Source organism: Cobetia sp. L2A1 (assembly GCF_009796845.1).
GTDB lineage: Bacteria > Pseudomonadota > Gammaproteobacteria > Pseudomonadales > Halomonadaceae > Cobetia.
This window is the reverse complement of sequence record NZ_CP047025.1, coordinates 2,333,750-2,346,737: the sequence shown is the minus strand read 5'-3', so window position 1 is coordinate 2,346,737 and position 12,988 is coordinate 2,333,750. Positions and strand designations below refer to the sequence as shown.

Below are 12,988 nucleotides of genomic sequence, written 5' to 3'. Positions count from 1 at the left end.
CTTTAAAGGAATGAATTCGCATGAGTGAAGCAATGCAGCACGTGGGTGGGGCGGAGATCAATCTTGGTGAAGCAGAGCTCAAGGCGTTGTGCCACAAGGTGCTGACTCGTCATGGCTTCAGCAAGCCGCATGTCGAGGCCATCAGCGAAGCACTGGTCGCTGCTGAAATGTCAGGGAGCCGCTCACATGGTCTTTATCGCCTGATGGGGTTTGTCGCGACACTGAACAATGGCGGCGTGATGCCGAAGGCTGTGCCGGTCGTCGAGGATGCGGCGCCTTCCGTCGTCAAGGTAGATGCCAAGGGCGGTTTCTCGTCCCTGGCCTTTCAGCAGGGGGCACCTGAGCTTGTCAGCAAGGCGAAAGCCAATGGCATTGCCATTCTCGCCATCAATCACTGTGTCCACGCGACAGCCTTGTGGGTCGAGATCGAGCGACTGACGCGTGAAGGGCTGGTGGCCATTGCCTGCAATCCGACCCAGTCCTACATGGCACCTCATGGCGGCAGTCAACCGCTGCTGGGGACCAATCCCATCGCCTTCGGCTGGCCGCGTGGAGACGGCAACCCGTACGTGTTCGACTTTGCCACCAGCGCCATTGCACGCGGTGATATCGAGTTGCATCGTCGTCAGGGTGATGAGATTCCGCTGGGCTGGGGCGTCGATCGAGAGGGAATGCCGTCGCAGGATCCCACCGAGGTACTGGACCACGGGGCGATGCTGCCTTTCGGAGAGCACAAGGGCTCGGCGCTGGCGATCATGGTCGAATTGATTGCCGGCCCGCTGATCGGTGACATGCTCAGCATCGAGTCCACGGAGCATGATCAAGGCAAGGGAAGCCTGCCGTATCATGGTGAGCTGATCATCGCGATGGACCCGGCGCGCCTTTCGGGCGGCAATACCCAGCAACACATGCTGCGCTCCGAGAGGTTGTTCGACATGGTCAAGCAGCAGGGAGCACGACTGGCATCCGAACGCCGTTACAAGGCGCGTCAGACACATCAAGCGCAGGGGGTTACTCTCAGCCGAGCCTTGTACGAGGATGTCATGAAGCTGATCTTGTGATGGCCGCGTGATAGTCACGAGGTACACGCTATCGTTGTATTGATGCACCAGAAAGGCCGCCTTTTCAGGCGGCCTTTCTGGTGCTGTGCTCACGCTTCTTCATCCCTGGGTCCCTATCCAGTCCTGCCTGATAATGTGCAGCACTTTTCCAGCCGTATTATCGCCTTGTTCATCATTGCTGATAGCGTCAACAGCTACCCGGCGATCTTGTCGTTCTGGTCAGGCGTTATCTGTGGCTGTCCTGTCTCGTGTTTGGGAGGTGCGTATGACGATTGAGTTGAAATCGCGATTTCGTGGATGTTTGCTCGCTGGTGCTGTCGGGGATGCGCTGGGCGCCTCTGTGGAGTTCATGTCGCGCCACGAGATTCTGTCTCGCTTCGGATCGGCGGGGATTCGAGAATATGCGCCGGCATACGGCGGACTGGGGCGGATTACTGACGATACGCAGATGACATTGTTTACCGCCGAGGGCTTGCTACGTAGCCATGTGCGGGGATGTCTCAGAGGAGTGTCATCACAGCGAAGTGTCGTCAGCAGTGCCTATGAACGCTGGCTTCTTACCCAAGGGGAGCGGACGAGCATGGATACAGAGCAGGAGTGGCTGGACAGCGGGTGGCTGATCAAGCAGCCAGCGCTTCACTCTCGCCGAGCGCCCGGCATGACATGCCTGTCAGCACTCAGGCAGATGCGTCATTACGGTGATGAGGCTCGCAATGACAGTAAGGGCTGCGGTGGGGTGATGCGCGTGGCACCGGTAGGTTTGTTTGCGCATGCCATGGAAGCGTCTCCCGAGATGAGCTTTGCGCTGGGTGTGGAAGTGTCAGCGCTGACCCATGGACATGTGACAGGCCAGCTGACCGGTGGTGTCCTGGCAGTCATGATTCAGCAACTGGTCGCAGGGGATTCGCTGACAGAAGCGTTGGGTGTCGCTTGTCGAATCCTGGAGCAGCAGCCTCGCCATGAAGAGACACTGACGGCGCTGGTGCTGGCGCGGTCACTGGGGCAATCAGATACCGCTCCCGAGCTGGCGATCGAGCAGCTGGGACTTGGATGGATAGCGGAGGAGGCGCTGGCCATCTCGGTCTACTGCGCCATGAAGGCTGATACCTTCAGAGATGCCATCGAAATGGCCGTCAATCACGATGGTGATTCTGATTCGACGGGAGCCATCACTGGCAATCTGCTGGGCGCGCTATGGGGGGAGGCAGTGATCCCTGAACGCTGGCGCGAGCCATTGGAGCTTGGCGATGTCATCCGTGAAATGGCAGATGATCTGTATGGTTGTAGCCGCTGGAATCTCTCCACGGGCGGTGGCGGCAAGGATGAAGAGTGGGTTTGGGAGAAGTATCCGGGCTACTGATGCTTGATGATTCAGCATCATGATAGCTGGGACCAAAAGCCAAGGGGCGAGAAGCAAGGTAGAAAAAAACGCGGTGCAATCCCTGGATTGCACCGCGTTTTTTTGGGTCTTTTCCCTGTCATTGCGTCCGTGTGGACATGCCTGGATCACGGGCCTATGAAGGTTGCATGACATATTGGTTTCGCAAGTGATTGATATTGCATGACTTGTGGTGAAGCAATCCGTGGAGCGTTCGATAGGAATTCAAGATGAGTGCCAATTGATTCCTTGTGGGAATCAATGCTGTTCCACTGCGGGGATATGTCTTCTGTTCGCCATCGTCCACAATGTGCACATTCCAGAGGATTGAGGAAACGCGCTTTATAAAGGGAATTTCTGAATTCTCACCGTTGCTTGTCAAGATATCCCAAAGTTTTTGACGAATGACCGCATCCAGAATGAATCGCTCGGCGTATTAGTCTACAAGCACAACGGAGCGGGTTTCAGAGTCATGAGGCAGTAGGGAAGTGGCCTGAAAGATTCTCGAGGGTCGTGACTAAAGTCGATAGGGAAAGAGGCGGGAAGTCACCTCTACAAGCAGCAATTTCAGAGTGTCTTGCAGCAAATCTACACACTCTAGGTTGTACGATAATTATACGAAAGCGATTCAATGCTTGTTGGAGGAAAGTGTCTCGGACGATGGTCTTCACCTGACATCCAACCTCGCCTGAACCTGAAGTTGCTTTTTGGGAAACAGTGAGCTTCCAGTAGCATGGCTAGTTAAGTACCGAGATAAATATTAGTCTGGTAACAAGTTAGCGAGGCACAGCAAAGACTGGCCTTATCACCATAAGGGCACCATCGCCCAGGACATCAAAGGAAAATCCTAATGAAAACTCTGAACCTCAAGACACTGATCGCCGCCATCGCTTTCGCCACCGTCAGCACCAGCGCGCTCGCCGCAGACGACAGCCCGGCCGCGCAGCGTGTCCAGCAGTCCGTCAGCCAGCACGTGATTGAAGGTGCTGTGCAGCAGGCGCCGACCGCTCAGGCAACTTTCGCCGAGACTGGCATGAGCACCGCATCAGGCCGTTTCCAGTACGCCTTCGATGAAAGCCTGATCCGTGGCAATGATCGCTCCATGCATCTGCGCGGTGATGACGTCGCCAATGATGCTGGCAAGAGTGTCGCCGCGACCCGTGTACAGCACGCCCTGAGCGATAGCAGCGTCTGATAACTGGCCATCACGCCACTCTAGTCCCCCTGACTTGAACTGATCATCTGAATTTATCGAGGAGCAAGACCATGAAAGCCATCAATACCCTATTCGCCGTTGCCGTCCTGTCTGTTGCCGCTACTGGCGCCGCCAATGCCAGTGACAGTGCTGCAGATGCCCGTGTACGCGCTGCCTTGAGTGACAATGTCATTGTCGGTCAAGCCCAGCCTGCGGCTCAGTCGTCTGCGCTGCGTCAGGCCAGCTTCGCTGACACTGGCATGAGCGCAGCTGCCGGTCGTGTCCAGCAGTCCATTAGCGCTGAGCGTATCCAGGGTGAGTCTCGTGCAGTGGCTAGCGATAGCCAGGATTTCGCGAATGACGCAGGCAAAAGTGTCTCTGCCACTCGCGTGCAGAACTCATTGAGCGACAGCAACGTCTGATATCGATCGAGAAGTGACAGCCACTTTCCTTTTACCCATCACCATCAAGTCGTAACGCCATGCAAAACTGCATGTGTTGAGGAGCATGATCATGAAAACCATCAATACCTTTTTCGCTATCGCCGCCTTATCCGTTGCAGCCACTGGCGTTGCCAATGCCAATGACAGCGCTGCCGATGCACGTGTCCGTGCTGCTCTCAGCGACAGCGTCATCATGGGTCAGGCCCAGCCGGCGACACATCAAGCAACGCTGCATCACACGAGTTTCAGCAATAGTGGCATGAGTGCTGCTGCCGGCCGTGTTCAGCATTCCATCAGCAATAGTGGTATCCAGGGCAATACTCGTGCATTGGCGAGTGATTCCGTGGACAACACCAACGATGCTGGCAAGAGTTTCTCTGCAACACGTGTCGAGAAAGCACTGAACGAAAGCGCTTGAAGGGGATGACCGTGTGAGACCGACGTCGGGTCTTCTCCGGTTGATCTCGTGAAGCTGGCCCTGCAAAGACAGCAAGACAGTAAAGGATGCTTATATGCCATCGCCTTACCCCTGTCAGTTGCTAGTGGTACTTACTGACCGTCGTGACCAAGCGTGATACGTCGTGACGGTCAGAGCCCCAGAACGCCAACAGTAGGAAAGAAGAACGCTTGAGCAAGTGTTTTGAACAGTCCCGAAGCACTGGCCTGTTGTGGAACACAGAACCCTTTCTCAAACGCTTTCCTGTCCTGAATGTCCTGTCCCGACATTCCCTGCCCACCACTGGTGGGCTTTTTTCGTTGTGGGAGCGTGATTCGCAGCCGGGACAGGGAGGAGGGTCATGCCGCGACTAGCTTGGCCTCCATCAGTGTCCGGACATACGGCGGCAGATTAGCTTTGGCGAGGCTTGCGACATCTCCCAGGTGTTCGGTGCGGCCGTTGCGCAGCACCAGTACGCGGTCCGCGAAATGGCTGACCAGCCCCAGATCATGGGTGACGAAGACCAGGCTCAGGCCGCGTTCTCGCTTGAGGCGTTGCAGCAGGCGAATGATGGTGGCCTGAACCGAAACATCCAGTGCCGAGGTGATCTCGTCACACAGCAGTATGTCGGGCTCGGCGGCCAACGCGCGGGCGATGGCGACGCGCTGCTGCTCGCCACCCGATAGCTGGTTGGGCAGACGGTCCAGGTAGAGTGCGGGAAGGCGAACTTCTTCCAGTAGCGATTGGGCACGCTGGCGGGCGACATCTCCACTGAGATCTAACCAGCGAGACAGCACCGGCGCGAGGGATTCGAACACGGTCAGACGAGGATTCAGTGCCGTGCTGGCATGCTGGAAGATGTATTGGATCTTCTGGCGCTGCACCGGGCGTCGCTCGGCGACAAGTCCCGCCAATGACTCCTGACGCAGACTGAGTTGCCCGGAAACGGAGGAGAGCAGGCCGGCCAGCGCCTTGAGAATTGAGGTCTTGCCGCTGCCGGATTCGCCGATCAAGGCCAGCGTCTCGCCCTGCTGCAGCGAGAATGCCACATCGCTGACGGTGAGTGATGCCGCTTCACCGCGCAGGCGTGCCAGCCAGCCGGGCGTGCGATAGCATAGATTCAGTGACTCCACGGCCAGCAGCGGCGCGGCGTCCAGTGACGTGGCTGGCTGCGAGTCGCGCTTCACGCTATCCGCCCGCTCATCGGTCGTTGCGTCACTTTCCGCACTTTTTCCGCTCTCCGCACGCGCTCTTTCCACTGATTCATGACTCTCCAGCGCATGATGGCAGGCGTAGCGACCTTGCCAGGCCGGCACACTGTCACGGCACAATTCACTGGCGCGCGTACAGCGCGGTGCAAAGGCACAGCCCTTGATGGCGCTTCCCACCAGGGGCGGCGTGCCTTCCAGCGCGGCGTCAGGTCGATAGCACTGACTGCCCGGTGTCGCGGCCACCAGTGCATGCCCATACGGGTGGCGCGGCCCGCTCAGGAAGTCGCGAGTCGCGGCGACCTCCACCAGTTGACCAGCGTACATCACCGCGACGCGGTCACACAGGTGAGATACTGCGCCCAGATCATGACTGACGAAGACGATGCTCATCCCCAGCTCAGCGCGCAGCGAGGCCAACAGCGCCAGAATCTCATTCTGGGTGCTTGCATCCAGCCCGGTGGTCGGCTCATCCATCACCAGCACTCGCGGGCGTTGCGCCAGTGCCAACGCCAGACTGGCGCGTTGTTGCTGCCCGCCGGAGAGCTGGTGCGGATAGCGTTGCATCAGCACTTCGGGATAAGGGAGGTGGACGCGTCGCAGCCATGCCACGGCCTGCTGTTCGCGCGCCGCCTTGCCTTTCACGCCCTGTGACAGCAGCGTCTCGCACAGCAGGCTGCCGAGCGTGAGGTGAGGCGTCATGGCCTTTTCGGCATGCTGGGACACCAGTCCGAGCTTGAGTTCGCCCAGCCAGCGCCCCGGTTGATGATGAAAGCTCAGCGACCTGTATTTGTCGTGAAGAGGGTTGTTCCTGTCATGACTGCCCTTGTCTTGACTCCTCTTATCGTGAGCCGTGGCGGAAGAGGCGGGCGCAGGTGTGGCGATACTCACCTCGCCAGTGCGCACCAGACTTCCCCGACGCAACAGGCCCAGCATGGCCGTGGCCAATGTGCTTTTGCCGCTGCCGGACTCGCCCACTAGCCCCAGAATCTCGCCCTGGCCCAGGGTCAGATCGATACCGTGCAGCACGGGTCGCCAGGTCTGCTGGCGATCATGGAAGCCGATATTGAGATCGCGAATGCAGATCACGGCGTTATCCGTCATGGCATGACCTTTGGAATTCGGCGTCATTCGGGGCGCCCCGCGCGGTCGATGCCCAGTGTCTTGGCCAGCGTGTCGGCGACCAGATTGATGGCGATGATCAGGCTGGACAGCGCCACGATGGGCGGCAGCACGGCCCAGGGCGCGAAGGACATGAAGCCGCGGCCATCGGCGACCATCAGACCCCAGTCCGGGGTCGGCGGTGAGACGCCGAAGCCGAGAAACGACAGCGAGCTGAAGGCCAGCAATGCCCAGGACCAGCGCATTGCCAGCTCGACGAGGATCGTGTCGAGCACGTTGGGTTTGATCTCATGCCACAGCAGGCGCATCAGGCTGTCGCCGCGCAGTCGTGCGGCCTGTATATAGTCAAGGCACAGCACTTCGCGGCATGCCGTGACCATCACGCGCACCACCGCCACGCCATAGAAGATGCCCAGGGTCAGGATGAAGACCAGCGGACCGGGGCCCATCACGCCGATGACCAGCAACAGGAACAGTAGCCAGGGAATCGACAGCAGGGCGTCCACCAGTCGCATGGCGAGGTTCTCGACCCGCCCGCCGAGGATGGCCAGCAGCATGCCGCAGGCGCTGCCCCATACTACGGCCAGCACGGCGGCTGGCAGTGAGGTGAAGATGGCCTCGCGGCCCCCGGCCAGGGTGCGGCTGAGGACATCACGGCCGAGCTGGTCGGTACCCAGCCAATGCTCGGCACTGGGGGGCAGCAGCGAGGCGAGACTGTCACCCGCGGAGATGTCATGGGGCGCCAGCCAACGGCCAGCGATAGCCAGTAGAAGATGCAGGCCGATCAGTACCAGGCCCAGACGGCCCTGGCGATTGGCCCACAGCAGCGCCAGGGTACGTTGACCCGGCAGGCTGGCCATGGCCAGTCGCGGGCTGCGTGCGATCGTCGAGGAAGAAGCGTTCATGAGTGACTCAGGCTGTCTTGAGTTTGGGATTGAGCACGATGACCAGCATGTCGGCGATCAGATTGCACAGTACATAGGTGACGGAGAGCACCAGCGCGCAGGCCTGCACCACCGGCATGTCCCGGTCATTGATGGCCGAGATCATCAGGCGCCCCAGCCCCGGATAGTTGAAGACCTGTTCGACGATCACCACGCCGCCCAGCAACCAGGCGATGGTCATGGCGGCCAGACTGATGGTCGGCAGCAGGGCGGCCGGGGCTAGATGACGGATCACCAGACGCCAGCGCGGCAGCTGGCGGATGCGTGCCATGTTCATGAAGTCGCTGTCCATCACGCTGATGGTGTTGGAGCGGGTCATGCGCATCATGTGTGCCATGGCCACCAGCGCCAGCGTGATGGCGGGGAGCCAGGCACCGGGCAGCAGGTTCCACAGGCTCTCATTGGCACCGGCCACGGTGATGGCAGGGAACCACGGCAGCCAGATGGCGAAGACCAGGGTCAGCAGGGTGGCACTGATGAATTCCGGCACCGTCATGGCGACCAGCACCAGGCTGGAGAGGCTGGAGTCGATCCAGCTATCGCGCTTGAGTGCCGCGACCAGCCCTAGCAGGATAGCCAGCGGGATGGCCATCACTGTCGCGATGCCGCCCAGCAGCAAAGTATTGGCCAGACGCGGCATCAAGGTATCGCTGACCGGTGCGCGACTGGTCAGCGAGGTGCCGAAATCACCACTCAGCAACTGCCCCCACCAGCTGACGAAGCGCGTCGTTACCGGCGATTCTAACCCCAGCTCGGCGCGGCATTGGGCGAGATTGATCGGAGTCATGCTGCGTCCCAGATAGTTGACGCAGAAGTCGCCCGGCAGCATCTCGATCACCCAGAACACCACGCAGGCCACGAAGACCAGCGTGAAGCCGCCATACAGGCAGCGCTGCAACAGCATTGCCCACATCTCAGTTTACCTCTTGAAGATCGCGTGCTCGGTGTGGCGTGGAGTGCTCACCGAGGGGCGGCAGGCCCAGCACCTGGCGTAGGCGCGGGTGGAGTGCCAGTGACTCGAGTTCAAGGCGTTCCCCCGGCGCCACCGAAGGGCCATGCAGGATGGCGAAGCGCTGATCTGACGTAGCCCCTGGCCCGAAACCATGTGTGGAGACATAGCCGGGGGCCGCCACCAGCTCTGCGTGATGGGCATGCTTGCAGGCGGGTTCGAAGCTCATGCCCGGCGGTGCCTGATAGAGCTGTATGTGGTTCACGTCCGGAGGCAGGAAGTCGGTCGCCTCGAGTGGCATGACGCCGAACTCGGCCAGGCGTGCGGCCTGCTCGCGTTGGCGCTCACCATCTTCACCGGCCACCAGTAACAGGCCGCCATCACATTGCAGCGCGACATCCGGCAGCAGGCGGTCCGCTACCAGTGCCTGCTGGACCGGGGCATGACCATGATCACTGAAGACGCACAGGTGATAGGCCTCGCGCTTGCCGGCGGCCGCAAGGCCGGCCAGCAGGCTGCCGAGCTGGGCATCGACCATCATCAGGGCCCCATCGACCAGCGCGTCATCATTGCCATGCACATGCAGGCAGTAATCGGGGGTGTTGAGTTCGAGCAGTACCAGCTCCGGTGTTTCACGCTCGATCAGTGAAAGTGCCTCATTGAGCAGTTGCTGGTCGTTGCTCATCGCGCGCATCAGAGCGTCATTGCGGGCATCCCAATGATTCAGACGCGGCGCGGTCATGCCTTTGGCGCGCAGGGCGCCTTCCTCCCACCAGGGCGACAGATACCAGTCACAGCTTTCGGGGCGGGCCAGACCGAAACCTAAGCTTGCCACACGCAGTCCGTCCTCACGCGCGGCCTCAAGCAGGGTTTCACCCCGCAGGTCCTCGACGGCTGCAGGGCGGAAATGCCCTGTAGTAACGTTGGCACCTGTGCCATGACAGTCGGTGTCAGATGCAGCTCCAGGGCAATGGATACCGTTGGAATAGATGCCGTGCACCTGGGCCGGTTGCCCGGTCAGGACGCCCGCTCGCGCGGGCATCGAATTGGCATTGGTATCGGCACCCAGGCGCTCGATCAGCAGGCCGTCTCTGGCAAGGGCATCAAGATGCGGCAGGCGCGCTCGCGTCTCGGTGAAGCGCTGACTGCTGATGCCGTCCATCAGAATCAGGATAAGGCCAGGGCGGGACATCAGCTCTCTCCCTGCTTGTCGACCAGGTGCCAGCGAATCGCGAAGTGTTCGACCGCCGGAATATGCACTTCACGCTTCATAACGCGATTGTTGTTGAGGTGGAAGGGAATCAGCGTCGCGCCGGTCTCGGTCAGCATCGCCTGGGCCTGGTGATAGAGCTCGGTGCGTGCCGCGTCATCCAGGGTGGCACGTGCCTTGGCGAGCAGAGCATCGAATTCGGGGTTCTTGTAGGCTGACTCGTTCCAGTTGGCCTCGCTCTGGAAGATTTCGTTGAGTACCTGATCGGTGGGACGCTGGCCCCAGGCCGTGGTGAAGGCCGGCTTCTTCATCCAGGCGGTGTTCCAGTAATCCGCGGCGGGCACGTTGTGCACGTTGACGGTGATGCCAGCCTCGGCTGCCTGACGCTGATAGAGCTCCGTCATCGGGCGGAAGTAGTTGTCGACACCGCTGGTATAGACGTCGATTTCCAGCCCATCGGCATAGCCCGCTTCGTTCAGCAAGCTGCGTGCGGTGTCCAGGTCCTGCGGGCATTGCTGCGCCAGCTTGTACTGATCACCGTTCCAGACCGGATTGTCACAGGTGATGGTGGCGCCGCCCTTGCCGAACAGCAGGTTGACCATCTCTTCACGGTCGGCCACCAGACGCAGTGCGCGACGCACGCGCACATCCTGGAAGACCTCGTCGTCCGCGCGGAACACCATGCCACGCCAGTCGCCGGTGGCGATGGAATCATAGTGATAGGCCGGGTTGCTGGAGAACAGACGCAGCTGCTGGGCGTTGACGCCGTTCCAGCCCGACCAGTCAATCTGGCCGGCCAGCAATGCCTGGGTGCGGGCGTTGTCATCGGGGATGCCGATCAGGTCCATGCCATCCAGCTTCGGTGCGCCTTCCCAGTAGTCAGCGAAGGCCTCGAATGTGGTGGTGCCCTGCGGATCGAATTCGACCAGCTTGAAGGGGCCGGTGCCGATGCCTTGCAGTGAGGTGTCATCATCAAAGCCGACCGGCACGATCTTGGCGCGGTAATCCATCAGCAGAATCGGCAGGTCAGCATGGGACTGGCTAAGGCGGAACACGATCTGGCCGGCCTCATTGACGCTGACTTCCTGGATGATCGACAGTGCCGCACGCGCCGGGGCATCGCGCTCGGGGTCGAGCAGACGAGTAAAGCTGTAGATGACGTCATCAGTGCTCAACGCCTTGCCGTTGTGGAAGCTGACCCCGTCACGCAGCGTGAAAGTCCACTCATCGGCAGCGGGATTGGCCTGCCACTCGGAGGCCAGATCCGACACCGGCTCGCCCTTGCTGCCCTGACGTACCAGGCGGCTGTAGATCAGCTGGTTGGCCGAGTAGAAACGCGTCGGGGAGATGGGGTCCAGTGACTCCTTGCCACTGAACTCGACCCAGTGCGGGGTCCGTAGTGTCTCGGCATGGGCCAGCTGGGGGACGGCCAGTTGGGCGAAGGCGGCAAGCCCGATGGCGGCGATCAAGGGCTTCTTCATGTCAGGCTCCAGGCAAGGGCAGTGGTCAGGCACGGTGGTCAGGGACAGCAAACAGGTTCAGGAAAAACCGAGTCAGGGATAGCAAGCTGAGCCAGGGACAGCGAACTGGCTCAGGCCGACAGCTAGGCCGATAAATTGGGCGTAGCGCAGCTCGCCGGGGCGGTCGGTCTGCGTCAGCGCTGTCGTCTTGAGGCGTCATCTTTGGCGCAGATGATGACGTTTCCGTGACAGATGCCTGCCGCTGGCCGCGACAAAAACTGCGGCTGTACCTTAGAAATTCTGAGGGTCGCGCCTTCCTCCCCGTACTAGCGGGGCTGGGGAGGCATCTCGATGCCGGCAGGATTGGCCTGAGTGGTGTGCATGGTGCTGCGCAACCAGGCGCAGAAATCGTTGACGGCCGGGGCATGTCGACGCTCCGGAGACACCAGCAGGTACTGGTTGCTGGCACTGGGCATGCGGAAGGCGTGCACCAGTTGCAGGCGCCCGCCCTTGATAAGGTCCATCACGAAGGACTGGCGGACGAGCAGGAAGCCGTGCCCCTCGACCGCAGCGGCAATCGCGAGACTGGCATTGCCGAATTGCAGGCCGGCAGGGGCGACGTGGCCGCGAAACTTCTGCAGCCGGAACCAGTCCAGCCAGCTTTCGCGGTAGCCGATGCACTCGATTCTGGGCGCGCGGGCCAGCTCGTCGAGTGGGGTTGAAGGGGAAGCGATGGGGGCGAGGGAGGGGTGGAGGAAGGCCGGACTGGCTACTACCACCCACTGCTCATCGGCCAGCTTCTCGTACTCGCGCCCGCACCAGCCGCCGTAGCCATTGATGATCTCGATATCGACGTCGGGCTGCTCGTCCGGGAGTATCTGGTTGTGCGGCAGTACCGTGATCTGGATGTTCGGATGCAGGCGCTGGAAGTCCTTGAGTCTGGGGATCAGCCAATATTCGACGAAGCTATGATTGGAGCGCAGCGTCAGGCTCTGCTGCTCATCGTGCTGGAAGAGGGAGGCGGTGCCGCGCTTGAGGGTCTCGAACACGCCACTGACCAGCGGCAGATAGGCATGCGCCTCATCGGTCAGCTCGATGCGATTGCCACGCCGCACGAACAGACTGACAGCGAGGAAGTCTTCCAGCAGTTTGACGCGCTGACTGACGGCGCCCTGGGTAATGCACAGCTCGGCGGCGGCGCGGGTCAGGCTGCCGAGGCGCGCGGTGGCCTCGAAGGCGGTCAGGGCATTGAAGAGGGGCAGGCGCTGAGAGAGGCGCTGCGAAGGATGATAGGCAGGACGCGACATACAGAACTCCAGCAGGACTGAGCCAGTCGCCGCATCAGCGGCTGGTGCTGAAGCCATGACTGCAGATCCTGCCGCCGATGCGGCCGGGCGCTCATTCTTGCAGCCGTGCATGACGATGGCATGACAATCTGCTCGCATAAAAACTAAGGCTCGCCGTCAGAAAGTCTCGCTATGGCCACTTGTCTGCGTTCACTAGCATGACGTGCATTCACTGGAGGATCGCTCGTTTGACATGAGCGTTCGCCATGCCCGTTCGTCATGCCGTGCCTTGCGGC

At 60.6% G+C, this 12,988-nt stretch carries 11 protein-coding genes; 5 read left to right on the top strand and 6 right to left on the bottom strand.

All coding sequences use genetic code 11. The features are described from left to right. The first annotated feature begins 20 nt into the window (after positions 1 to 20). The 5 genes from GQR90_RS10080 to GQR90_RS10060 all read left to right on the top strand — a co-directional run bounded on the left by GQR90_RS10080 (position 21) and on the right by GQR90_RS10060 (position 4,495). Entirely contained in the window at positions 21 to 1,061 is a 1,041-nt protein-coding gene (locus GQR90_RS10080) for an Ldh family oxidoreductase (protein WP_233266220.1), read from the top strand. 265 nt (positions 1,062 to 1,326) lie between these two features. Then, complete coding sequence (locus GQR90_RS10075) at positions 1,327 to 2,421, top strand: ADP-ribosylglycohydrolase family protein (RefSeq protein ID WP_158773989.1); 1,095 nt, start codon at positions 1,327 to 1,329, stop codon at positions 2,419 to 2,421. Between the two features lie 868 nt (positions 2,422 to 3,289). Next, a complete protein-coding gene (locus GQR90_RS10070; RefSeq protein WP_158773988.1) occupies positions 3,290 to 3,634 on the top strand; it encodes a hypothetical protein in 345 nt (114 codons plus the stop codon). 71 nt (positions 3,635 to 3,705) lie between these two features. Then, positions 3,706 to 4,056 (top strand): hypothetical protein, encoded by a 351-nt coding sequence (locus tag GQR90_RS10065; protein WP_158773987.1) that lies wholly within the window; start codon positions 3,706 to 3,708, stop codon positions 4,054 to 4,056. Positions 4,057 to 4,147: 91 nt separating this feature from the next. Next, positions 4,148 to 4,495, top strand: coding sequence for a hypothetical protein (locus GQR90_RS10060; RefSeq protein ID WP_158773986.1), 348 nt, complete (start codon positions 4,148 to 4,150; stop codon positions 4,493 to 4,495). Positions 4,496 to 4,872: 377 nt separating this feature from the next. Here GQR90_RS10060 and GQR90_RS10055 read toward each other — a convergent pair whose 3' ends face one another. The 6 genes from GQR90_RS10055 to GQR90_RS10030 form a co-directional block, all read right to left on the bottom strand. Further along, on the bottom strand, positions 4,873 to 6,825 hold the full coding sequence (locus GQR90_RS10055; RefSeq protein WP_199269403.1) for an ABC transporter ATP-binding protein: 1,953 nt from the start codon (positions 6,823 to 6,825) through the stop codon (positions 4,873 to 4,875). A gap of 23 nt (positions 6,826 to 6,848) precedes the next feature. After that, positions 6,849 to 7,748 carry an ABC transporter permease gene (locus GQR90_RS10050; RefSeq protein ID WP_199269402.1) on the bottom strand — a complete coding sequence of 300 codons (900 nt, stop codon included), beginning with the start codon at positions 7,746 to 7,748 and terminating at the stop codon, positions 6,849 to 6,851. A 7-nt stretch (positions 7,749 to 7,755) separates the two neighbouring features. After that, positions 7,756 to 8,691 (bottom strand): ABC transporter permease, encoded by a 936-nt coding sequence (locus GQR90_RS10045; protein ID WP_233266218.1) that lies wholly within the window; start codon positions 8,689 to 8,691, stop codon positions 7,756 to 7,758. A gap of 10 nt (positions 8,692 to 8,701) precedes the next feature. After that, positions 8,702 to 9,928 carry an alkaline phosphatase family protein gene (locus tag GQR90_RS10040; protein WP_158773983.1) on the bottom strand — a complete coding sequence of 409 codons (1,227 nt, stop codon included), beginning with the start codon at positions 9,926 to 9,928 and terminating at the stop codon, positions 8,702 to 8,704. Next, entirely contained in the window at positions 9,928 to 11,427 is a 1,500-nt protein-coding gene (locus GQR90_RS10035; RefSeq protein WP_158773982.1) for an ABC transporter substrate-binding protein, read from the bottom strand. The genes GQR90_RS10040 and GQR90_RS10035 overlap by 1 nt, the downstream gene beginning before the upstream one ends. A 305-nt stretch (positions 11,428 to 11,732) precedes the next feature. Beyond that, positions 11,733 to 12,770, bottom strand: coding sequence for a LysR substrate-binding domain-containing protein (locus GQR90_RS10030; RefSeq protein ID WP_158773981.1), 1,038 nt, complete (start codon positions 12,768 to 12,770; stop codon positions 11,733 to 11,735). Between the last annotated feature and the right edge of the window lie 218 nt (positions 12,771 to 12,988).